Here is a 20,810-nt window from a genome sequence, read left to right as displayed (position 1 = left end):
CCCCCGGAAACAGGAAAACCGGGGTGCGCGGGACGGGAACGCCCTCGGTAGCCGTTCCCGTCCCGCACACCCCGGCGGGCCGGTTTAGTAGTAACCGGTGCCCGTGATGGCGGCGGTCTGGTTGCCCATGTTCTTCACCCGGTAACGGATGCACGGGGCGGGCGGGGAGGTGCTGGCGGCGACGTAGGCGGCGTGGTCGTTGGCGGCGATCGGGACCGTCCCGATGTACTTGCCGCGGCAGTTAGCGATCTTGACCTTGACGGGCACGCTGTTGGTGTCGAGCTTGACCAGCACGTTTCCGTTGTACTGGGCCGCGGGAACGAGCTCGGGCGTGAGGAACACCTCCTCGCCGGGCTGGACCCTCGCGGCCAGGTTGACGTCGTCGGCGTGGGCGGGGGTGCCGGTCAGTGCGACGGCTCCGGCGGCCGCCAGGACCAACATCGAGGACAGGGCGCGCATAGAACGTCACTCTCCTTATTCGTCTCTGCCGATCCGTCCCTGCGGATCGGACGTGGAGACACTACGGAGAGTCACATCCGGGAAAGATAACGAGGTGGGCGGAGCTGGGTAAAACTCCGGGGAGCGCCGGTTTCCCTCCCGGACACACGGCGACATCAGCGGCCGAAGTATCGCCATCGCCATCGCCGATGGGCAATCACCCCGAAAATCACCCTGGATCAGGTACGCGGCGAAGCCGTCGGGACCGTAACCGGCCTACCGGGTGAGGAGTTTCTGTGCCTCGACGACCAGGTCGAAGTCGAAGCTGAGCTTGAGGCCGTAGTAGACGATGGCGGTGGCGGTCACCGCGGCGGCGAGGACGACCAAAATCTTGACCGTCCAGCCCCGGCGGCCCAGCCAGGCCGTCCAGGCCGACAGGGTCCGCTTGCCGAACTCCAGCAGCCGGTGGGCCCAGTGGAACTCGGTGGCCAGCACCGCCAGTCCCGCGAAGACGACGAGCCAGCCGGGACCGGGGAAGGGCACCATGATCAGACCGCCGATGACCAGCACGGCGCCGATGGCACCGATGACGATCTTCAGGGTGAGGCGGCCCGCACGGGTGGACCTGATCCCGTCGAGCCGGCCGTGGATGCCGGACCGCCCGGCCGCCACGCCTTTCAGCGCGTCGGCGTCGCCCGTCTCGATCCCGCCGTCACCTCGGCCGCCCGTCTCGCCTCGCACGCCGGTGGTGCCGTCCTCGCCTCGCACGCCGGTGGTGCCGGTCTCAGACAGCCGCCCGGCTGAGCCGTGAGGCTCGCGCACCCCATCTGAGATGGTCATGTTCTCCCCAGGACAGTCGTTTCTTCCACAATAGGCTCTGCTGGGGGGACCGGACCCGTTGACGTACTCAGATCATCCTCAAGGGGGAGAGCAGGGGGTCCCTCGGGTGGAGAGACAGCGAGATCATCGCGACGGCCCCGCCGCGCCCGTTCGGGGCGTGGCGGGGCCGTGCGGGCCGGGGTGTCCGGTCGCCGTCAGGAAGCCGTGCAGGTGACGGCGGACGGAACGGCGTTGGTGCCGGCCCAGGAGGCGTTGAAGCCGAACACCGTGGAGGCACTGGCGGCCAGGTTGCCGTTCCAGTTCACGTTCCGCACGGTGACGTCGGCACCGGTCTGGGTGCGGGCGCCGCTCCAGAGCTGGCTGATCGTCTGGCCGTTCGGGAACGACCACTTGACCGTCCAGCCGGTGATCGCCGAGGTTCCGGTGTTCCGCACCGTCACCTCACCCTGGAAGCCGGTCGGCCAGGAGTTGGCCACCCGGTAGGTCGCGGTGCAACCGCCGGTGACGGGTCCGGTGAGGGTCTTGAAGGTCACCGGGACCGAGGCGGTGGAGCTGTTGCCCGCCGCGTCCCGGGCGATCACGTAGAAGGTGTAGGAGGTGTCGGCGGTCAGCCCGGTCAGCGCGAACGACGCCGAGGTGGGCGAACCGACCTTGACATCCGTCGCCCCCGCCTCGCGGTAGACGTCGTAGCCGCTCACCCCGACGACGTCCGTCGAGGCCGTCCAGGTCAGCGTCGCCCCCGACGAGGTGATCGCCGAGGCCACCGGGGTACCGGGCCTGGTCGGCGGCACGGTGTCGACGGGCGGGACGGTCCCGCCGTTGTCGGCGTACACGATGCCGCGGCCGTTGGTGCCGAGGTAGACGCGGCCGTAGACGCGCGGGTCACCGGTGAGCGCCTCGCCCGCGTTGCCGTACTGGTGCTCGTCGTCGTTGATCCTCACCCAGCTCGCGCCGGTGTCGTCGGAACGGAAGACGCCTGTCACGCCGCCGATCGTGGCGACGGTGTACAGGGCCTGGTAGCCCCCGGCGGAGGCGGACTTGCCGAAGCCGATGTTGACGGCGCTCGTGACGCCGGACAGCTTGGTGAACGAAGCGCCGCCGTTGGTGGAGCGCCACAGGCCCGAGGCGGCGCCGGTGTCGCTGGGGGGCCCGGCCAGCCAGATGTCGCCCTCACGGCCGGGTACGGCCTTGAACTTAACGTTGCCCTCGGCGGGCAGCCCGGTCGCGGCGGTGGCCGTGAAGGAGGCGCCGCCGTTGGTGCTGACGTAGAACTTTCCGCCGCTGAAGCCGTAGAACCTGTTGGAGTTCACCCGGTCGGACTCGACCACGGCTCCCGTCGGCAGTCCGGTGGAGGCGGTCCAGGTGTTGCCGTAGCCGACCGAGTGGTGCACGCCCACGCCCTTGGGCGCCCAGACGAACCGGGAGCCGTCGGCCGCCGCGGCGATCGTGCCGCCCTCGTTGATCCCGCCGGGCTCGGTGCCCTGGAACCAGGTGGCGCCGCCGTCGGTGGAGAACGCGGCGTGGCTGTCGTTCGGCCGGTCGGCGTCGGTGAAGTTGCCCGCCCTGACCATGACGGACGGGTTGGTCTCGGCGTAGTCGAGGCTGGTCGTCGAGGTGAAGACCGGCGAGGTGAACAGCATGGGCGGCACGGCGTCGAGGTCGGTGTGCCGGAAGCCGCCGAGGTCGCCCAGGGCGCTGACCAGCGGGGCGCCGGACGGCGGGCTGATCAGGTCGAGGACGGCGGTCTCCTCGAGCCCCTTGACCATGGGCTTGATGGTGAGCTTGCCGCCGGTGTCCCACTTCTTGAGATCCTCGGTGCCGTAGATGGTGGCGCCGGTGCCGTACATCATCCGGTTGCCGTCGAACGGGTCGATCTCCAGCGACTCCGTCATCCAGCCGAGCTTGGGCGTCACCTCAGGCGGCTGGGGGTTTGTCCCGAAGGTCAGCCACGGCGAGGAGGAGATGTCCATCGTGTAGCGGAAGCTGCGCTCCGGATAGGAGGTGAAGTCCCAGATGCGGGTCCAGGTCGCGCCGGAGTCGGTGGACCTGAAGAAGATCACGTCCGGCCACCAGGAGATCTGGGTGGCGACCATGATCGTGCCGGGGTTCTGCCGGTCGATCGTGAGGCCGCTGTAGCCGAAGTAGTCGTCGGCCGAGCTGGAGGGGACCGGGCTGATCCGGGTCCAGGCCCCGGTGACGGTGTCGAGCTTCCACACGTCACCCTTGGCGCCGTCGTAGGGGCCCGCGGTGTCGCTGGTCGCGATGTAGAGCGTGTGGTTGACGTGGTCGAGCACACCCTTGTGCGCGATGTAGCCGGTGGGCTGCCCGGCGACCCGGCTCCAGGTGGTCCCGCCGTCGGAGGAGCTGTAGACGGTGTTCTGCTTGTCGGCGACGCCGACGTAGATCTTCTGCGTGGTGTTGCCGGCGGTCGCCGAGCCGGGGTCGAAGGTCACCCAGACCACGCCCGGACGGTGGCTGGTGTAGCCGTTGGGGTCGGAGGGGTTGTCGGCGTAGTTTCCCGCGTTGGGGAAGCTCGCGACCTTGGCCCAGGTCACGCCCTTGTCGGTGCTGCGCCACAGGCCGTTGCCCTCGGGCGCGCCGAAGTAGACGACGCTGTTCCTGTTGGGGTCGACGGCGAGCCGCTCGCCCATCCCCCGGCCGGGCATGTTGCCGCCGAGCTTGAAAGGCAGCGGGGTGGCCTGCCAGGTCGCGCCCTTGTCCGCGGAACGCAGGATGGCCCCGTTGTTGGGGTCCCAGCTGTTGGTATACATCCCGGCGGCGACGTAGACCCGGTTGGTCTCCACCGGGTCGGTGGCCAGGCTGACCACGCCGTTGTATCCCCACTTGTCCCAGCCCACCCAGTCGAGCAGCGGGGTCCAGCTCTTGCTCGACTGCTCCCATCGATACGCGCCGCCGATGTCGGTGCGGGCGTAGATCAGGTTCTGTTCCTTCTGGTTGAAAATGATCCCCGGCACGAACCCGCCGCCGTCGATCCTGACGTTCTTCCACTCGTACGGTTCGGCGGCGGCCACCGAACCGGCCCCGGTCGCCACGGTCCCCGTCCCGGCCACGGCACCGGACGCGGACGCCTGGGCGCTCCCGCCCCCGGCGGCCACGCCGACCGACGCGCACGCCACCGCCACGGCGGCGAGCATGCTGAACAGCCTTCTTCGCATGTACGGCTTCCCTTCGCAATGCAACAGACAAACCGCCATGCACGATCAGGTGACGGGACCCTGACCTTCGACCGCCCACGATGTGCGTGCATGAACGCCCAGAGGTTCACATGCCGGGCCCCGGGCCGTCAATAGTTTGAATAGACAACTAACAAACCTTTCGCGAATCCCGGCGAAACACCCGGACACCGAAGCGCAAGGACCCGGATCCCCGGCCTGCCGCGCCCTACGTCCCGGCCTGCCGCGCCCCGCAGGAAGCGCCGCTTTCCCGAGGACCGTTTTCCCGGGGGCCGTTTTCCCGGGCGGGGAGCATCAACCGCGAGCCGGGCCCCCGCGCGGCGGCCACGTCGCCGGGGTTGGCCAGCGCGCAGCGGTCCAGCGAGAGGCAGCCGCAGGCGATGCAGTCGGTCAGGCCGTGCCGGAGCCGTTCGAGCTGCTTGATGCGGTCGTCGAGCTCGTACTGCCACATCGTCGAGAGTCTCGCCCAGTCGTCCCTGGTGGGGGTGCGCTCGTCGGGAAGGGCGGACAGCGCCTCCTGGATCGTCTTGAGCGGGATCCCGACCCGCTGGGAGACCCTGATGAAGGCGATCCTGCGGAGCGTGTCGCGAGGGAAACGACGCTGGTTGCCCGCGGTGCGGCGGCTGCGGATCAGGCCCTTCGCCTCGTAGAAGTGGAGGGCGGAGACCGCGACCCCGCTGCGCGAGGAGAGCTGGCCGACGGTCATCTCCGGGTTGTTGGGCATGCGCCAGTCTAACTTGACCTCAATCAATATTGAGGTTGCAGAGTGAGGGCATGACATTCGCGGAGACGGAAAGAGGGGGAGCATGACATTCACGAAGGCGGAACTCGCCTACCTCGCGGAGCAGCGCCTGGGCCGTCTGGCCACGACGGGCCCCGGCGGCTCCCTGCAGAACAGCCCGACCGGGTTCCGCGTCGACATCGAGACCGGTGTCGTCGACATCTACGGCCGCGCGATGGGCACCACCAGGAAGTTCCACAACGTCAGGACGAACCCGCAGGTGGCCTTCGTGGTGGACGACGTCGCCTCGACCGACCCCTGGCGGGTCAGGGGCGTGGAGATCCGCGGCGAGGCCGAGGCCGTCGAGGACCACGAGCCGCCCTCCCCGTACTTCAGCCGGGAGATCATCCGCATCCACCCCAGGCGGATCATCTCCTGGGGCGTCGACCCCGCCCAGGAGGGCATGAAGGGCCGCGACGTCTGAATCCCGGTCCCCCGGGGGCGCTTCTCCTGTGAGACGGGCGGATCAGGTAAGAATGGCGCATGACGAGAGCACTGGTGCTGGGTGGCGGGGGCGTGGCGGGCATCGCCTGGGAGGCCGGGATCATCACCGGTCTGCGCCGGGCGGGCATAGAGCTGGGAGGGGCGGACCTGATCGTCGGCACCTCCGCCGGGTCGGTGGTCGGGACGCTCGTCGCCACCGAGGCCGACCTGGAGAGCTCGGTCGGCGTCCAGGCGGACACGGAGGTCGCGACCGTCTCCGCCGTCGACATGGAGGCGGTCATGACCGCCTTCAGCCTGCTCTACGACCCGTCCCTGGAGCCTCAGGAGGCCCGGCGCCGGGTCGGTGAGATGGCCCTCGCGGTGAACACCGGCGCCAAGATCGAGACGATCGGCAACCGGCTGCCCGTCAAGGAGTGGCCGCAGCGCCGCCTGCTGATCACCGCCGTCGACGCGGGGACCGGCGAGTTCGTGGTCTGGGAGCGCGACTCGGGGGCGCCGCTGGTGTCGGCGGTCGCCTCCAGCTGCGCGGTCCCGTGCGTGTTCCCGCCGGTGGAGATCGGCGGGCGCCGCTACATGGACGGCGGGGTCCGCTCGGCCACGAACGCCGATCTGGCGGCGGGCAGTTCCGCCGTGGTCCTCCTGGAACCGCTGGCGCACACCTCGCCGAAGGCGCGGCTCAAGGCCGAGCTCGCCGAACTGGGTGACGCCGCGATCGCCCACGTCGTCCCCGACGAGGCGTCGGTCACCGTGTTCGGCGCCAACGTCCTCGACCCGGGTCTGTGGCGCCCCGCCTTCGAGGCCGGTCTCGCCCAGGCGCCCGCCGTCGAGGAGAGCGTGGCCAGGGTCTGGAAGGACTGAGATCGGCGTGAGCGGGGTGGCGCCGTTGTGGGTGGTGAGCGGGCCGCCGGGAAGCGGGAAGTCGACCGTCGCGGCGACGCTGCTGGCGCTGCTGGACCCGGTTCCCGCGCTGCTCGACAAGGACACCGTCTACGGCGGCTTCGTCGCGGCCACCCTTCGCGCCCACGGCCGCGACGACGGGGAACGCGAGGGCCCCTGGTACGACGAGCACGTCAAGCGTCACGAGTACGAGGGGCTGACCGAGGTCGCCCGGCAGATCCGTTCGCACGGCTGCCCGGTGATGCTGGAAGGCCCCTTCACCACCCAGGTGCACGACGCGGCGGCGTGGGAACGCTGGGCCGGACGGCTGGGCGGGCCGCCCATACGTCTCCTCTGGATCCGCTCGGACGGTCCGACACTGCGATCCCGGTTGGAGGCCAGAGGTCTCGCCAGGGACGCGGGCAAGCTCGGCCGCTTCGACGACTACCTGCGGGCCATCAGGGTCGACGAACCGCCCGCCGTGCCCCACGACGAGATCGACAACCGGCCCGGCGCCCCCGCGCTCACGTCACAGCTGGACAGGCTCGTCACCTCCTGGGCCACCGCCCGCCCTTAGTCCCCCGCCCCGGACTTCGCGCCCCGGACTTCGCGCGGCCTCACGGCCGGCCGCCGCGCGGGTACGCCCCGCCGAAGCGTCCGGCCCCGCGCACGGTGTCACGGGTGGCCGCGCGACGACGGGGGACGGGCACAGTGGAGCGGGATCACGGAACCTGGAAGCGGTCGTCCCTGGCGTCGGTGATCGCCATGTGGCCGGGCAGGTGACCGATGGCGAAGGACACCCCGCTCGCCATGACGGCCGCCTGCGGCGTCACCCCGCAGGCCCAGAAGAGCGGGGTCTCCCCCGCCCGCACCTCGACGGGGTCGCCGAAGTCGGGCACGCCCAGGTCGGCGATCCCGATCTCGCCGGGGTCGCCGACGTGGATCGGCGCCCCGTGCACGGCCGGATACCTCGCGGTCACCCGTACGGCGGCCGAGACCAGGGAGGCGGGGACCGGGCGCATCGAGACGACCAGCGGGCCGCTCAACGATCCCGCGGGACGGCAGGCGATCGAGGTGAGGTACATGGGCACGTTCGTCCCCGCCTCGATGTGCCGTACCGGCACCCCGGCCCTCAGCAGGGCGTCCTCGAAGGTGAAGCTGCAGCCCAGCAGGAAGGCGACCAGGTCGTCCCGCCAGACGTCGCGAGCGTCGTCGACGTCGGCCACGGCCCTGCCGTCCTCGTAGACGCGGTAGGCGGGCAGGTCGGTGCGGAGGTCCCCGCCGAACAGGCCGGTGCTCACCGCGCCGGGGTCGCCGACGTCCAGGACGGGGCAGGCGACGGGGTTGCGCTGGGCGAACAGGAGCAGGTCGTAGGCGAGCTCGCGAGGCACGGCGAGGAGGTTGGCCTGGGTCCAGCCCCGGCACCACCCCGCGGTGGGCGCCCGCAGTCCCTCCCTGAAGTGCTTACGGGCCTGCGCGGGGGTGAGGGCCGCTACGTCCATCAGCGGATCATAGCCTCGGCCCCGCCGCCCGGCCAGCGTCCCTCACCCGCACGGGAAACGCGCGAGCGACCTCCGCCGGTACGCGGGCCGGGCGACGATTCCCTCACCCAAGAGGGAAGTGCGCGAGCGGCCTCCGCCGGTACATGATCAGGCGGCGTCCCCGCCCGCACGGGGAACACGGGTGCAGGACACCGGCGGCTCAGGCGGCTCAAGCAGCTCGATCGGCTCAGGCAGCTCAGGCAGCTCAGGCGACTCGATCGGCTCAGGCGGCTCGGTCGGCTCGGTCGGCCGGAATATCGGTGAAGCCCGAATCCCGGGAATCTCGGATATCGGACACCGTTGTCAGGCTGAGGCCGGGTGGCGTGGGAGTTCTCCAGACGAGACGGCCGGGAAGGCACTAACGGATGTCCATAAATATCACGTCTAATAATCCAAAATCCCTTTTGGAACGATTCGACAAAATTGAGTTACATTTCATGACAAGTTTGCATTGCAGCTATAACGTCCCGGCCTTACGTTCCCGGTATGGATCTCGAGCTCCGACACCTCAAGATCGTGCGCGCGGTGGCACAGGCCGGCAGCGTCACCAAGGCCGCCACCCACCTCGGACTGGCCCAACCCGCACTGACTGCGCAGCTCAAACGGATAGAGCGGGTTCTCGGGGGAGCTCTTTTCGAACGCGACCACAACGGCGCCAGGCCCACGCCCCTGGGGCAGCTGGTCCTGTCACGTGCGATGGTGCTGCTGCCCGCGGCCCGCGAACTCCAGGAGGAGGCACTTCGATTCGCCAACGCGAACGCCGACATCCCCAGCTACCGGCTGGGCGCCACCCACGGACCGATACTCGGCGGTCTTATGGACCGCCTCGCCACCGCCTGGCCGTCCACCCCGGTGAGCACCCACACCTCCTGGTCCGCGAGGGAGCTCACCGCCATGGTGATGCTGGGCCGGATCGACTTCGCGTTCATCGGCGCCTGCGGGGAGAGCCCTCCGCCGGTGGAGGGGCCGGTGGTGTGGTCGACCGTGGGGACCGACCCGGTCTTCGTGCTGCTCAACGAGGACCATCCGCTGGTGGACAGGGAGGAGGTGGAGCTCGCGGAACTGGCCGACGAGCAGTGGACGGTCACCCCCGGCGACAGCTGCTTCGGCGACTGTTTCGCCACGGCCTGCGCGCGCGCAGGCTTCACTCCCAAGACCATCTACGAGACCGACGTGGCCACCTGCATGCACCTGGCCAAGGTCGGCCGCGCCGCCGCGCTGTGCCAGGCGACCTTCCAGCCCGCCGAGGGGCTGAAGCTGGTACCGCTCGCGGGAGCTCCGCTGCGCTGGCGGCAGCTGCTCGGCTGGCACCCGGAGGCGTCCAGCGCCGCGGTCGCGACGTCGATCCTCGAACACGCGAAGGCCGCGCATTCCGACGCGATCGGGCGGAGCAGACGGTACGCCGCGTGGCTCGCCGGGAACCCCGGACTGGGCACCTCTCCATAACGTGACGATAGGAGACATCTGATAGAGGCGCGCCTCATGTGCACACCGTTACTTTGACGGCACCCCCCACATGAGGAGAGAACCCATGCTCCGCAGAAGTGCCGTGACAGCGGGCTTCGCGCTCGCTGTCGCGATGGTGGCCACCCCCGCCACCGCCGCTCACCAGGGACCCGGCGAGTCCGCCGCCCCGTACACCCTCGCCGAGGCCCGGACCCTGGTGCAGGCCACCGCCAAGCCGTCCCCGGGCCTGGTCGACGCCATCCGGCGCGACCTCGGAGGCACCGGCGAGCAGGCCACGGCCAGGCTGATCAACGAGGCGGCCGCCGCCAAGATCGAGCCCGCCCTCCGCGGGCAGCTCGGCGCCTCCTTCGCCGGCTCCTGGGTGACCGGTCCCACCTCCAACCTGGTGATCGCCACCAGCGACTCCACCAAGGTCGCCTCACTCGCGAAGTCGGGCGTGGAGGTCAAGCTCGTCAAGAACTCCCTGGCCACGCTCGACACGGCCAAGGAGCGGCTCGACCGGCTCGTGGCCACCGCGCCGAAGTCGATCCCGTCCTGGTACGTCGACCTGCCGAGCAACAGCGTCGTCGTGCTGGCCGGTGACGTCGCCGAGGCGCAGGCGTTCGTGGACGGCAGCGGCGTGGACAGGGCGCTGGTCCGCGTCGAGGCCTCGCAGGAGAGGCCCAGGCCCCTCTACGACGTCCGCGGCGGCGACGCCTTCTACATGGGCGGCCGCTGCTCGGTCGGCTTCTCGGTCACCCGCGGCAGCCAGGGCGGCTTCGCCACCGCCGGCCACTGCGGCACGCCCGGCACCGCCACCCAGGGCTTCAACCGGGTCGCCCAGGGCACCTTCCAGGGCTCGTCCTTCCCCGGCAACGACTACGCGTGGGTCGCGGTCAACGCCAACTGGACCCCGACCGGCGTGGTGAACGGCTACAGCGCGGGCATCCTTCCGGTGACCGGCTCCACCCAGCAGGTCGTGGGCAGCTCCATCTGCCGCTCCGGCTCCACCACCCAGTACCGCTGCGGCACCATCAGCCAGCACAACACGAGCGTCACCTACCCCGAGGGCACCATCACCGGCCTGACCCGCACCACCGTGTGCGCCGAGCCCGGCGACTCCGGCGGCTCCTACATCTCCGGCAGCCAGGCCCAGGGCGTCACCTCCGGCGGCTCGGGCAACTGCAGCGTCGGCGGCACGACCTACCACCAGCCGATCAACGAGATCCTCTCGGTGTACGGGCTCACCCTGGTGACCGACGGGACCCCGCCGCCGCCCACCGGCTGCAGCGGCTACCAGAACTCCTACACCGGCTCGCTGACCTCCAACGCCAACGCCTACCAGCCCGGCACCTCCGGCTACAGCGCCGGCGCGGGCGTCCACCGCGTCTGCCTGGACGGCCCCAGCGGCACCGACTACGACGCCTACCTGCAGAAGCTGAGCGGCTCCACCTGGACGACCGTGGCCAGCGGGACCACCTCCAACCCGGATGAGGCCTTCACCTACAGCGGCACCGCGGGCACCTACCGCGTACGGGTGCACGCCTACAGCGGCTCCGGCTCCTACACCCTCGGCCTGACCAGGCCGTAGGGTTTCCCGCCGCCCTCCCCCGCGAGCCCGTGCGACCTCGTGGGGGAGGGCGGCGTCGCCATGCCCGGACGTCGAGAACAATGGAGAGATGAGCGACCTTCTGACGCTGAGCGAGGGCGCGGTGCTGACGCATCTCGCCACCCGGGCCGAGCTGGCGAGCGGGGTGCTGCCCGCCTCCGACGACCTGCGGCTGTGGGCCCGGCTGGCCGACGGCGAGGGGGTGCCGCTGGCGGGCGGTGGCCGGATACGCACCTCGCTCGACACCGGCGAGCCCGTCCTGACCGGGCCGGACGGCTGGCTCGACGGGGTGGAGCCCGAGCAGGTGGTCGCGCTGCGCCTGCGCGGCGGCACCCTGGAGCTGTCGGTCACCGAACTGGACGACGTCCCCGCCGAGAGGGCGGTGCGGGTCGTCCAGGAGTTCGGGGAGCAGGCGCTCGACGCGCTGCGCGCCTTCGCCGAGGGGCTGGAGCCCAGTCCCGGCGTGCCGGTCGACGTCGTGGTCCTGGAGCTGCTGATGAAGGCCCCCGAGACCTTCGCCGACCCGCTGCCCCCGCTGTCGCCGCTGCTGCGCAACGCCTCGCTGGAGCTGCGCGACGGCCGGGTGGGCATCGTGGGCGCGCCGTGGGACACCGCGTCGGTCGCCGACCTGGCGCCGCTGGACATCATCAGGCTGGCCCTGGTGCGCAGCGCGCTGCGGACGTACGGCGAGGGCGCCGACCTCTCCAAGGCCGTCACCTACCTGTCGCGGTCGGAGGTGGTGCTCGCGAGGATCGCCGACGAGGTGGAACGCGAGCCGCTCGGCCCGGCGCTGGTCGAGGCCCTGCCCCGCACCGAGCCGGCCGCGCTGCTGCTGATCGCGAGGTCGGCCGAGGGCGAGGGCCGCTCGTTCGAGGCGTCGGGGCTGATCTCCGAGGTGCTCTCCCTCTCCCCCGGCATGGCACCGGCCGTGCGCGACGCCGCCGAGTACGCCGCGTGCCGCACCGACCCCGGCGCCCCGCTGCCCGAACGGGCCGCGCACCTGTTCCGGCAGCTGCTCACGTACGCCTACCGCCCGGCCCGCCACCGGCTGATCGAGGATCTGATCGCGCTGAGCGTCCGGGTGGCCGAGCCCGCCCTGGCCGATCTGGCGCTGTTCGAGAACGACGTCGTCGGCGAGTTCCTGGACGCGCGGGCCGAGTGGCTGCGCGACGACGAGGTGGCGCTGCTGGAGTCCTGGCGGCGGACGCCGCTGCGCCTGTGGAAGGTCCTCGACGTGTCCGGGGACGAGATCACCGTGGCCGACGCCGGCGACGAGGGCGGGGAGCGGGTGACGCTCGCCGACGAGCTGCTCCCCGGGCAGGCGCTGCCCGGGGACCTGATGCTGACCAGGGTGCTGAGCGACGGGACGGGGCCGCACGTGTTCGGCCACCCGTTCAAGGTCGATCCGGAGCGCGGGGAGGAGATGCTCGCCCTGCTCGCCGATCCCGTCGACCCCTACGCGGTGGCCGCCTTCTTCAGGCGTCCCCGCCGGGCGCCGGGCGCCACGGGCGCGCCCGGCGGGGTGGACGGGACGGGCGGGGACGCCGGTCGTTGAACGACTCCGGCGACGGGGCCCGAGCCCGTCAGAGGGTGCGCAGGAAGGCCAGGCCCGACGTGGCGAGGGCGTCCTGGGTCTCGGCGAGGGGACGCCAGATCGAGGCGGCGACGGCGATCGTCTGGTTGTGCGCGGTGAACGACTCGATGTAGAGCGGGCCCCGGTAGTCCACGGCGCGCAGGGCGTCGACGAGGGCGGGCCAGTCCATGTGGTCGGCGCCGGGCGCGCCCCGGTCGTTGGCGCAGACCTGCACGTGCGCGACCAGGTCACCGGCCCGCCGTACGGCCGCCGCCGGGTCCCGCTCCTCGATGTTCATGTGGTAGACGTCCAGCGCGAGGCCGACGCCCGGGATCCCGCCGACCGCCTCGACGGCCTGCTCGACGGTGTTGATCACACTGGTCTCGTAGCGGTTGAGCGGTTCGACGGCGACCGTCACCCCGCGCTCGGCCGCGTACTCGCCGACCGGGGTCAGGTTCCGCCGCAGCTCGGCGTAGCAGGTCTCGCGCTCCTCGTCCGACATCCGCCAGGTCCGTCCCACCGAGGCGTAGGCGGGTCCGGCGATCACCGGGCTGCCCACGGCCACGGCGGCGTCCACGCACCCGCGCAGGTAGTCCTGGGTGGCGGCGACCGTCGCCGCGTCGGCCCCGACCAGCTCCCTGCCCGGCCCCATGGCGAGCACCACCGAGGACTTCAGCCCGAGGTCCGCCAGCAGGTCGGCCGCCCGCGCGGGATCCCAGTCGCCGGCCTGCTCCATGGGCAGTTCGATCGCGTCGAACCCCCAGGCGGCCACCTGCGGCGCCAGCCGGGCGAGATCCTCGTCCGTCAGCGGTGAGACCCATATCCACGTGTTGACCCCGATGGGGAACATCGGCAACCTCTTCCCTGAGTTCGGCGCGGGCTCGTCGTGAGCCCGCGAACGTGGCGGCGGGTTCCGGGCACCGCCGCCCGGCGGTGCCCGGAACCCGGTGGATCGGCCCTACTTGCCGCCCCAGTTGGCGGGGAAGTCCGGCAGCTTCTCGCAACCGCACAGCGCGTAGTGCAGCGGCGGCATGTTGGGCTGCAGGTAGCTGTCCAGGTTCTCGGAAGTGATCTTGGGCTGGGGCAGCTTCCAGGTCTTGGGCACCTCCTCGCCCTTGAGGATCTTCAGGGCGGCGATGATCGGGGTGCGCCACTGGTAGGTGGGGTAGGTCGGCGCGACGGCCGTGAGGTTGCCGCTCTTCCACTTCTGCAGGAAGTCCTGCTGGTCCTCGCCGACGATCGCCGGCACCGGGACACCGGCGTCCTCGAACGCCTCGACGGCCGCCACGGCGGTGGCGCCCGCGTCCATCCACACCCCGTCGATCTTGCCGTGCCGCTGGATGTAGTCGCTCACGATGCTCTTGGTCTTGGCGGCGTCGCCGTCGGTGAACTCCACCCCGACCACGTCGAGCTGGCTCTTGTCGAAGGTGACCTTCGCCGCCGACCAGCGGGTCTCCAGCACGTCGACGCCCGGCAGGATCCGCAACGCGAGGACCTTGCCGCCGGCGGGCACCTTCTCCACCAGGAACTCGGCGCCGTCGGCGCCGAAGGCGTAGCCGCCGATGGGGTTGATGAACGTCACCGGGCAGTCGGTGTCGACGCCGCGGTCGAAGACGATCACCGGGACCTTGGGGCAGGCGCCTTCGACGGCCGGGGTCAAGGTGGCGGTGGTGTTGGGCGAGACGATCAGCGCGTCACAGCCCTTGCCGACCAGCTCGGCGATGTCGGAGATCTGCTTGTCGTCCTTGCCCTCCGCGTCGAGGGCGGTGAACTTCTTGATCTCCTTGTGCAGCGCCACCTCGGCCTGCATGGTCTTCCAGCCCACCTGCCGCCACGGGTTGTTCACGGCGGCGTTGGAGAAGCACAGGTTGTAGGGCCCGTCCTTCTTGTACTTGGCCGTGTCCACCATCTCCGGGGCGATGGCCTGCTCCCACGGCTTGTCCGCGGGCCCCTCGGCGGTCTGGGTCCGCATGGCCAGCTGGGCGTCGTAGTCGGCCTGGACGAAGAACTTCGACTGCTCGCCGGTGTTGGGGGACGCGGCGGCCGTGGCGGCGGACGAGGCCGCCGCGGACGTCTCGGGGGCGGCACTGGAGGTCACCGGCTTGTCGCTGGCACATCCCGCGGCGAGCAACATCGCGGAGACACCCGCGACGAGCACCGATATAGGCCTGTTCAATGAAGGTCTCCTTCTTTTTTTCTGGGGGTGCGTTCAGACGCGTACTGCGCGCCTGAACGGAAGCCGTACGGCGCTCGCCGCGACCGCGGCGATGATGATCACGCCCTGGACGGCGAACTCCAGGGCCCCCGAGATCCCGTACAGGTTGAGCAGGGTGAACAGCGCCTCGAGGGTGAAGGCGCCGGCCATCGCGGCGATCACGGAGCCTCGCCCGCCGCCGAGCGCCACGCCGCCGAGGACGACGGCCGTGATGGCGGAGAACTCCAGGCCCTGTCCGACCTGGGCCGAGACCCCGGCGAAGCCGCCGAGCAGGATGCCCGCGACGGCCGCGGCCAGGCCGGAGAGGACGAAGGCGGCGATCCGGGTCCGGTTGACCCGGACCCCGGACAGTCCGGCCGCGCGCTCGTTGTCGCCGGTGGCGATGAGCCGCTTGCCGAAGTCGGAGCGCATGAGGAGGATCGCCGTGGCGCCCGCGGCGACGAGGATGAGCACCGACCAGGGCACCGGGCCGAGGTCCTTGCGGCCGAACATCCTGAACGTCTCCGACAGCGCGCCGCGCGGGGCGCCGCCGGTCCACAGGAACACGGCGCCGGACAGCACGAGCATCATGCCGAGCGTGGTGATGAACGACGGCACCCGCAGCCCGGTGGTGATGACCCCGTTGGCCAGCCCGACCAGCAGCCCGATCACGATCAGCAGGGCCAGTACCGGCCAGGTCGCCTGCTCCTGACCGTCGATCAGCCGGGCGGCCACCACGACCTGCACGGTGACCAGCGACCCGACCGACAGGTCGAACTCCCCGGAGACGATCACGAAGTACTGCCCGGCCGCCAGGATGACCAGCGGCGCGGCCCGCTTGAGGAAGGCGAGGAACCCGGCGGGCTCCAGGAAGAACGGGTTGACCATCGCGATCAGCACCAGCAGCACCGCGAGCACGGCCAGGATCGGCCCCATGGACCTGAGGGCTCTCATCGGGATCGCCTCCGGGCGGTACGGCGGGCGTAGACGGCCACGGCGGCGACGATGACCACGCCGCGGACCACGTCCTTGAAGAACGCGTTGACCTCCAGCTGGTTGAAGACGCTGTCGAGCACGGCGAGCAGCAGCACCCCGCCGACCGTCCCGACGACCCCGCCCCTGCCTCCGGCCAGGGCCGTGCCGCCGAGGACCACCGCGGCGATCGACTCCAGGTCGTAGCCGCCGTCGGTGCCGACCGTGGGCGCGCCCGCGCCGAGCCGGCTCGCCAGCAGCAACCCGGCGACGCCCGCGCAGACCGAGCACAGGACGTGCGCGGCGACGACGATCCTGCCGGTCCGGACCCCGGACAGCCGGGCCACCTCCTCGTCCCCGCCGACCGCGTAGATCCGGTACCCGAGCCTCGTGCGGCGCAGCAGGAACCAGACGGCGACCGCGACGGCGGCCCAGAGCAGCGCCGAGACCGGGACCGGCCCGATCCTGTCGTAGCCGAGCCGCTGGAAGGACTCGGGCACGCTGCCCGCGGGCCCGTCGTAGAGGTGGTCCACGATCCCCTTGACGATCAGCGCCGTGCCGAGGGTCGCGATGAAGGCGTGGACGTGCAGCCGGGTGATGACCAGCCCGTTGACCAGCCCGATCAGCGCGCTCACCGCGAGCACCGCCGCGACGCCGGGGACGATCCCGCCGTCCTGCCCGGCCATGATCTCGGCCGCGACGAGCGAGGTGAGGCTGATCAGGTACGCGACCGACAGGTCCAGCGACCCGACCAGGATCGCCAGCGTCTGTCCCACCGCGACGATGCCCAGCGCGGCCGAGCGCTGCTGGATGCCGACGACGGTCTCCAGCGTGAGGAAGTTCCCCCCGTCGAAGGCCACCAGCACCCACCCGACGAGCATCACCCCGACCAGGGCCAGGTAGATGACCTGGGTCGAGCCGATGCGGCCCGCCAGGGCGCGCCGTCCGCCGCCTTCCGGCGGGACGGGGGCGGCGGGACCGGCGGTGCCGGTCGCCGCCGCGGGCGTGATCCGGCCGGTCATGCCGTCACCTCACCGGCGGCGAGGCGCATGACCGCCTCCTCGGAGGAGCCCGCCGGGAGCGCGCCGGCGACGCGGCCGTCGCGCATCACCATGACGCGGTCGCTCATGCCGATCAGCTCGGGAAGCTCGGACGAGATCATCATGATCGCCATGCCGTCCTCCGCCAGGCCGCGCATCAGGTCGTGAATGGCGGCCTTGGCTCCCACGTCGACCCCGCGCGTGGGCTCGTCGAAGATCAGTACCTTCGGCGCCACGGTCATCCACTTGGCCAGCACGACCTTCTGCTGGTTGCCGCCCGACAGGTAGCGGACCTCCTGGTCGGGGCGGGGTGGATGGAGCCGTACCGCCTCCAGGAGTTCGAGGACGCCGGTCCCGCCGGTCCCGCCGATCCGGTCTCCGCCGCCGATCCTGCGCACCGAGCGGGAGACCAGCAGGGCGTTGTCCCGTACGGACTGGCGCAGCGCGAGCCCCTCGGCCTTGCGGTCCTCGTTCACCAGGCCGATCCCGGCGGCCACGGCCTGCCGTACCGACACCGGCCGCAGCGGGCTCATCGTGCCGCGCGTGAACGGCTCGGCGCCGAAGAGGGCCTTGGCCAGCTCGGTGCGGCCCGACCCCTGCAGGCCGGCCACCCCGAGGATCTCGCGTTCACGCAGTTCGAGGTCGATCCCGTCGAGCACGGCGTTGCCGCCGCCGCGCACGCTGAGCCGTACCTCGCCCGGCTCCGCGCCCCTGGCGGGGAAGTAGGTGCCGAGGTCGCGGCCGACCATCAGCCTGACCAGCTCGTCGGAGGTGATCCCGGCGGTGTCGGCGGTCCTGACCAGCGCGCCGTCCTTCAGCACCGTCACCCGGGTGGACAGGTCGAAGACCTCTCGCAGGCGGTGGGAGATGTAGAGGACGGCGATCTCCCGCTCCCGCAGGCGGGCCACCAGCCGGTAGAGCAGTTCCACCTCGTGTTCGGCCAGCGCCGCGGTGGGCTCGTCCATCACGATGATCCGGGCGTCCTGGGAGAGCGCCTTGACGATCTCCACGACCTGCTGCTGGGCGATGGAGAGATGGCGGACCAGGTCGCGGGAGGTGAAGGAGGTCTCGCCGAGTTCCTGGAGCAGCCGGGTGGTGGCGCTCTCCATCGCCTCCCTGTCGACCAGCCCCCGCCGGACGGGCTCGCGGCCCAGGAAGACGTTCTCGGCGACGCTGCGCTCGGGCAGCAGGTTGAACTCCTGGTAGATGATCGCGACCCCGGCGCGCTGGGCCTCGACCGGGTGGGCGAAGGAGACCTGGGCGCCGTCGATCTCGACGGTGCCCTCGTCCGGGGCGTGCACTCCGGCGAGAACCTTCATCAGCGTGGACTTGCCGGCACCGTTCTCCCCGACGACCGCGTGCACCTCTCCGGCGGCGACGTCCAGATCGACCCCGCTCAGTACGCGAACCCCGAGAAAACTCTTGGCGATGCCACGCATCCTCAGGATCATGGGGTGACCGTCCCGGCGTGCGGTCCGGGGGCGGGAAAGCTTGTCAGCGGTCTCAAGGTTAGGGCTAACACATCCGAAAAGCCGGTTTCGACGGCACCGGATGGTAATTGATTCGTCGGTAACGGCCCGATTTCCTCCATGTTCCCGGATGCTAAAGCGCTCTTATGCCGATGGTCAAGCAAAAGCATGTCACCATTTGGCATAATGAGGCAGGTGGAGGACCTAAGTTGCTTTGACTCGGTGGAAACAAGGAGTGTTGACTGTGCGCATGCTTAGCGAAGCGAACGGTTCGATCGCCGGCGCGGGGGCGCTTCTGAACATCCTGCGCGACGGTCAGGCCAGGACGAGGGCCGAGTTGGTCCAGCTCACCGGGCTGGCCAGATCCACCCTGGCCCAGCGTCTCGACGCGCTGCTGAGCCAGCAGTGGATAATCCCGACCGAGGAGGCCATCTCCTCGGGGGGCCGCCCGGCCATCGCCTTCACGTTCAACCGCACCGCCCGCGTCGTCCTCTCCGCCGACCTCGGCGCCACCCACGCCCGGGTGGCGGTCACCGACCTCGGCACCACGGTCCTCGCCGAGCGCGCGGCCGAGGTGCCGATCGACCGCGGCCCCGAGGAGACCCTCGGCTGGCTCCAGCGCACCTTCGAGGAGATGCTCGCCGAGACCGGCCACCGCACGGACGAGATCTGCGGCATCGGCGTCGGCCTGCCCGGCCCGGTCGAGCACAGCTCGGGACGACCGGTCAATCCCCCGATAATGCCCGGCTGGGACGGTTTCCCCGTCCCCGAGTGGCTCGGCTCGCGCCTCGGCGCCCCCGTCCTCGTCGACAACGACGTGAACATCATGGCGCTGGGCGAGCACTGGGCCGCCCGCCCCGAGGCCGACCACCTCATCTTCGTCAAGATCGGCACCGGCATCGGCTGCGGCATCATCAGCGACCGCCGCCTGCACCGGGGCGCGCAGGGCGCGGCCGGCGACATCGGGCACATCCGGGTGGCCTCGGCCCTGGACACCGTCTGCCGCTGCGGCAACGTCGGCTGCCTGGAGGCCGTCGCCAGTGGCGCCGCCATGGCCGCCAAGCTTTCCGCGGACGGGGTGCGGGCCGAGGACAGCCGCGACGTGGTCCGCCTCGTACGCGGCGGCAACACCCACGCCGTCCAGCTCATCCGGCAGGCGGGCCGCGAGGTCGGCGATGTGCTCGCCTCGATCGTCAACTTCTTCAACCCCTCGGTGATAGTCGTCGGCGGCGACATCTCCGAGGCCGGAGAGCAGGTGCTCGCCGGTCTCCGCGAGGTCATCTACAGCCGGTCGCTGCCCCTCGCCACCCAGCACCTGACGATCACCGCCAGCGAGCTGGGCGACCGCGCGGGCGTGATCGGCGCCGCCGTCATGGTCATCGAGCACGTGCTCGCCCCCGGCAGCGTCGACCGGTCCGTGTCCCTCCCCACCGCCTGACCGATCCGTATCTTTTCCCGCTGCCTGACCGTTCCATGCCCGTCCCCGCCATCTGACCGACCCGTTCCCTTTCCTGCCGCCTGACTGGTCCGTACTCTCCCCCGCTGCCTGACCGATCCATGGCCGTCCCCGCTATCTGACCGATCCGTTCCCTTTCCCGCCGCATGACTGGTCCATACCCTCCCCCCGCTGCCTGACCGGTCCTTACCCGTTCGCACCCTTCGACCGCGCCGGTGAGCGAACGGCGGGCGAGCGGCGCTCGTGGGACACTCGTTCGACCATGAACGCCGAACCCGTAAGAACCGCCCGGCTCACGTTGGAGCCGCTGGCGGTGCACCACGCGCCCGAGATGGCCGAGGTGCTCGGCGATCCGGCCCTGCACGCCTTCATCGGCGGTGCGCCCGAGACCCCCGAGCAGCTCCGCGACCGCTACACCCGCCTGGTCGCCTCCCCGCCGCCCGGCCGGGACGAGTCGTGGCTCAACTGGGTGATCCGCCTCGACGGCTCGGACGGCTACTCGGACAACGACTCGAACCGACCTGTCGACGGCTCGGACGGCGGCTCGAACCGGCTGGTCGGTTACGTCCAGGCGACCGTCACCCGTGACCGCGCGGCCGTGGCCTGGGTCGTGGGGACCCCCTGGCAGGGCCGCGGCATCGCCGGGGAGGCCGCGGTCGCACTCGTCGCGTGGCTCAGGGAGCACGGCACGGCCACCATCGTCGCCACCATCCATCCCGACCACTCCGCCTCGTCGGCGGTGGCCCGCCGCGCGGGCCTGGTGCCGACCGGCGACAGGGTGGACGGTGAGGTCGTCTGGAGCTCCGTCTAGATCCCTGGAGCTCCGTCCAGATCCGGGACCGACTGTCGCCGACGGGACATGAACGGCATGAACGGCATGGAACCCGTGGGTCGCACGGACCATGGAACGCGTGAGCCACGGAAGTGTGAAACGCGG

18 protein-coding genes are annotated in these 20,810 nt (G+C 70.9%); 8 read left to right on the top strand and 10 right to left on the bottom strand.

What is annotated here, in order from left to right:
• Positions 1-84 precede the first annotated feature (84 nt).
• The 4 genes from AB0G15_RS06740 to soxR all read right to left on the bottom strand — a co-directional run bounded on the left by AB0G15_RS06740 (position 85) and on the right by soxR (position 5,196).
• Positions 85-459, bottom strand: coding sequence for a hypothetical protein (locus AB0G15_RS06740; protein WP_362836100.1), 375 nt, complete (start codon positions 457-459; stop codon positions 85-87).
• 255 nt (positions 460-714) lie between these two features.
• On the bottom strand, positions 715-1,278 hold the full coding sequence (locus AB0G15_RS06735) for a TIGR02611 family protein (protein WP_362836098.1): 564 nt from the start codon (positions 1,276-1,278) through the stop codon (positions 715-717).
• A 194-nt stretch (positions 1,279-1,472) separates the two neighbouring features.
• Positions 1,473-4,454: a cellulose binding domain-containing protein gene (locus AB0G15_RS06730; RefSeq protein WP_362836096.1), complete on the bottom strand. Its 2,982-nt coding sequence runs from the start codon at positions 4,452-4,454 to the stop codon at positions 1,473-1,475.
• A gap of 226 nt (positions 4,455-4,680) precedes the next feature.
• Positions 4,681-5,196, bottom strand: a complete 516-nt coding sequence (gene soxR, locus AB0G15_RS06725) for a redox-sensitive transcriptional activator SoxR (protein ID WP_362836094.1) — start codon at positions 5,194-5,196, stop codon at positions 4,681-4,683.
• An 82-nt stretch (positions 5,197-5,278) separates the two neighbouring features.
• On the opposite strand from soxR, the gene AB0G15_RS06720 reads away from it, so the two are divergent.
• Genes AB0G15_RS06720 through AB0G15_RS06710 form a run of 3 tightly spaced genes read left to right on the top strand, consistent with a single transcriptional unit; the run spans position 5,279 to position 7,150 of the window.
• Positions 5,279-5,677, top strand: coding sequence for a PPOX class F420-dependent oxidoreductase (locus tag AB0G15_RS06720; protein WP_362836092.1), 399 nt, complete (start codon positions 5,279-5,281; stop codon positions 5,675-5,677).
• A 59-nt stretch (positions 5,678-5,736) separates the two neighbouring features.
• Complete coding sequence (locus AB0G15_RS06715) at positions 5,737-6,555, top strand: patatin-like phospholipase family protein (RefSeq protein WP_362836090.1); 819 nt, start codon at positions 5,737-5,739, stop codon at positions 6,553-6,555.
• Positions 6,556-6,571: 16 nt separating this feature from the next.
• The gene (locus AB0G15_RS06710) at positions 6,572-7,150 is read left to right on the top strand and encodes an AAA family ATPase (protein WP_362836344.1); all 579 of its coding nucleotides are present in this window, start codon (positions 6,572-6,574) and stop codon (positions 7,148-7,150) included.
• 145 nt (positions 7,151-7,295) lie between these two features.
• Here the strand turns inward: AB0G15_RS06710 and AB0G15_RS06705 are convergent, their stop codons facing one another.
• Positions 7,296-8,075, bottom strand: a complete 780-nt coding sequence (locus AB0G15_RS06705) for a putative hydro-lyase (RefSeq protein WP_362676915.1) — start codon at positions 8,073-8,075, stop codon at positions 7,296-7,298.
• 525 nt (positions 8,076-8,600) lie between these two features.
• Here AB0G15_RS06705 and AB0G15_RS06700 point away from each other — a divergent pair.
• From AB0G15_RS06700 to AB0G15_RS06690, 3 genes are all read left to right on the top strand, one after another.
• Positions 8,601-9,560: a LysR family transcriptional regulator gene (locus AB0G15_RS06700; protein ID WP_362676917.1), complete on the top strand. Its 960-nt coding sequence runs from the start codon at positions 8,601-8,603 to the stop codon at positions 9,558-9,560.
• 85 nt (positions 9,561-9,645) lie between these two features.
• The gene (locus tag AB0G15_RS06695; protein WP_362836088.1) at positions 9,646-11,151 is read left to right on the top strand and encodes a S1 family peptidase; all 1,506 of its coding nucleotides are present in this window, start codon (positions 9,646-9,648) and stop codon (positions 11,149-11,151) included.
• 88 nt (positions 11,152-11,239) lie between these two features.
• Positions 11,240-12,724 (top strand): hypothetical protein, encoded by a 1,485-nt coding sequence (locus AB0G15_RS06690; RefSeq protein ID WP_362836086.1) that lies wholly within the window; start codon positions 11,240-11,242, stop codon positions 12,722-12,724.
• A gap of 28 nt (positions 12,725-12,752) precedes the next feature.
• Here the strand turns inward: AB0G15_RS06690 and AB0G15_RS06685 are convergent, their stop codons facing one another.
• The 5 genes from AB0G15_RS06685 to AB0G15_RS06665 all read right to left on the bottom strand — a co-directional run bounded on the left by AB0G15_RS06685 (position 12,753) and on the right by AB0G15_RS06665 (position 18,399).
• Positions 12,753-13,592, bottom strand: a complete 840-nt coding sequence (locus tag AB0G15_RS06685; protein ID WP_362836083.1) for a sugar phosphate isomerase/epimerase family protein — start codon at positions 13,590-13,592, stop codon at positions 12,753-12,755.
• A gap of 108 nt (positions 13,593-13,700) precedes the next feature.
• Entirely contained in the window at positions 13,701-14,918 is a 1,218-nt protein-coding gene (locus AB0G15_RS06680) for a substrate-binding domain-containing protein (protein ID WP_362836081.1), read from the bottom strand.
• A 33-nt stretch (positions 14,919-14,951) separates the two neighbouring features.
• On the bottom strand, positions 14,952-15,890 hold the full coding sequence (locus AB0G15_RS06675) for an ABC transporter permease (protein ID WP_362836079.1): 939 nt from the start codon (positions 15,888-15,890) through the stop codon (positions 14,952-14,954).
• Positions 15,887-16,930 (bottom strand): ABC transporter permease, encoded by a 1,044-nt coding sequence (locus AB0G15_RS06670; protein ID WP_362836077.1) that lies wholly within the window; start codon positions 16,928-16,930, stop codon positions 15,887-15,889. The genes AB0G15_RS06675 and AB0G15_RS06670 overlap by 4 nt, the downstream gene beginning before the upstream one ends.
• Entirely contained in the window at positions 16,927-18,399 is a 1,473-nt protein-coding gene (locus tag AB0G15_RS06665; protein ID WP_362836075.1) for a sugar ABC transporter ATP-binding protein, read from the bottom strand. The genes AB0G15_RS06670 and AB0G15_RS06665 overlap by 4 nt, the downstream gene beginning before the upstream one ends.
• Before the next feature lie 268 nt (positions 18,400-18,667).
• On the opposite strand from AB0G15_RS06665, the gene AB0G15_RS06660 reads away from it, so the two are divergent.
• Both AB0G15_RS06660 and AB0G15_RS06655 read left to right on the top strand, forming a co-directional pair.
• Positions 18,668-19,855, top strand: a complete 1,188-nt coding sequence (locus AB0G15_RS06660; protein WP_362836073.1) for an ROK family protein — start codon at positions 18,668-18,670, stop codon at positions 19,853-19,855.
• A 280-nt stretch (positions 19,856-20,135) separates the two neighbouring features.
• Positions 20,136-20,684: a GNAT family N-acetyltransferase gene (locus tag AB0G15_RS06655; protein WP_362836071.1), complete on the top strand. Its 549-nt coding sequence runs from the start codon at positions 20,136-20,138 to the stop codon at positions 20,682-20,684.
• Positions 20,685-20,810 lie beyond the last annotated feature (126 nt).

Origin of the sequence: Streptosporangium sp. NPDC023825 (assembly GCF_040639575.1) — a bacterium.
GTDB lineage: Bacteria > Actinomycetota > Actinomycetes > Streptosporangiales > Streptosporangiaceae > Streptosporangium.
This window is presented reverse-complemented; position numbering and strand designations above follow the sequence as displayed.

Bases quoted from the DNA above. Each gene is read 5' to 3' on its own strand.
- AB0G15_RS06740 (WP_362836100.1), bottom strand. From the start codon at position 459: ATGCGCGCCCTGTCCTCGATGTTGGTCCTGGCGGCCGCCGGAGCCGTC.
- AB0G15_RS06735 (WP_362836098.1), bottom strand. From the start codon at position 1,278: ATGACCATCTCAGATGGGGTGCGCGAGCCTCACGGCTCAGCCGGGCGG.
- AB0G15_RS06730 (WP_362836096.1), bottom strand. From the start codon at position 4,454: ATGCGAAGAAGGCTGTTCAGCATGCTCGCCGCCGTGGCGGTGGCGTGC.
- soxR (WP_362836094.1), bottom strand. From the start codon at position 5,196: ATGCCCAACAACCCGGAGATGACCGTCGGCCAGCTCTCCTCGCGCAGC.
- AB0G15_RS06720 (WP_362836092.1), top strand. From the start codon at position 5,279: ATGACATTCACGAAGGCGGAACTCGCCTACCTCGCGGAGCAGCGCCTG.
- AB0G15_RS06715 (WP_362836090.1), top strand. From the start codon at position 5,737: ATGACGAGAGCACTGGTGCTGGGTGGCGGGGGCGTGGCGGGCATCGCC.
- AB0G15_RS06705 (WP_362676915.1), bottom strand. From the start codon at position 8,075: ATGGACGTAGCGGCCCTCACCCCCGCGCAGGCCCGTAAGCACTTCAGG.
- AB0G15_RS06700 (WP_362676917.1), top strand. From the start codon at position 8,601: ATGGATCTCGAGCTCCGACACCTCAAGATCGTGCGCGCGGTGGCACAG.
- AB0G15_RS06695 (WP_362836088.1), top strand. From the start codon at position 9,646: ATGCTCCGCAGAAGTGCCGTGACAGCGGGCTTCGCGCTCGCTGTCGCG.
- AB0G15_RS06690 (WP_362836086.1), top strand. From the start codon at position 11,240: ATGAGCGACCTTCTGACGCTGAGCGAGGGCGCGGTGCTGACGCATCTC.
- AB0G15_RS06685 (WP_362836083.1), bottom strand. From the start codon at position 13,592: ATGTTCCCCATCGGGGTCAACACGTGGATATGGGTCTCACCGCTGACG.
- AB0G15_RS06675 (WP_362836079.1), bottom strand. From the start codon at position 15,890: ATGAGAGCCCTCAGGTCCATGGGGCCGATCCTGGCCGTGCTCGCGGTG.
- AB0G15_RS06670 (WP_362836077.1), bottom strand. From the start codon at position 16,930: ATGACCGGCCGGATCACGCCCGCGGCGGCGACCGGCACCGCCGGTCCC.
- AB0G15_RS06665 (WP_362836075.1), bottom strand. From the start codon at position 18,399: ATGATCCTGAGGATGCGTGGCATCGCCAAGAGTTTTCTCGGGGTTCGC.
- AB0G15_RS06660 (WP_362836073.1), top strand. From the start codon at position 18,668: ATGCTTAGCGAAGCGAACGGTTCGATCGCCGGCGCGGGGGCGCTTCTG.
- AB0G15_RS06655 (WP_362836071.1), top strand. From the start codon at position 20,136: ATGAACGCCGAACCCGTAAGAACCGCCCGGCTCACGTTGGAGCCGCTG.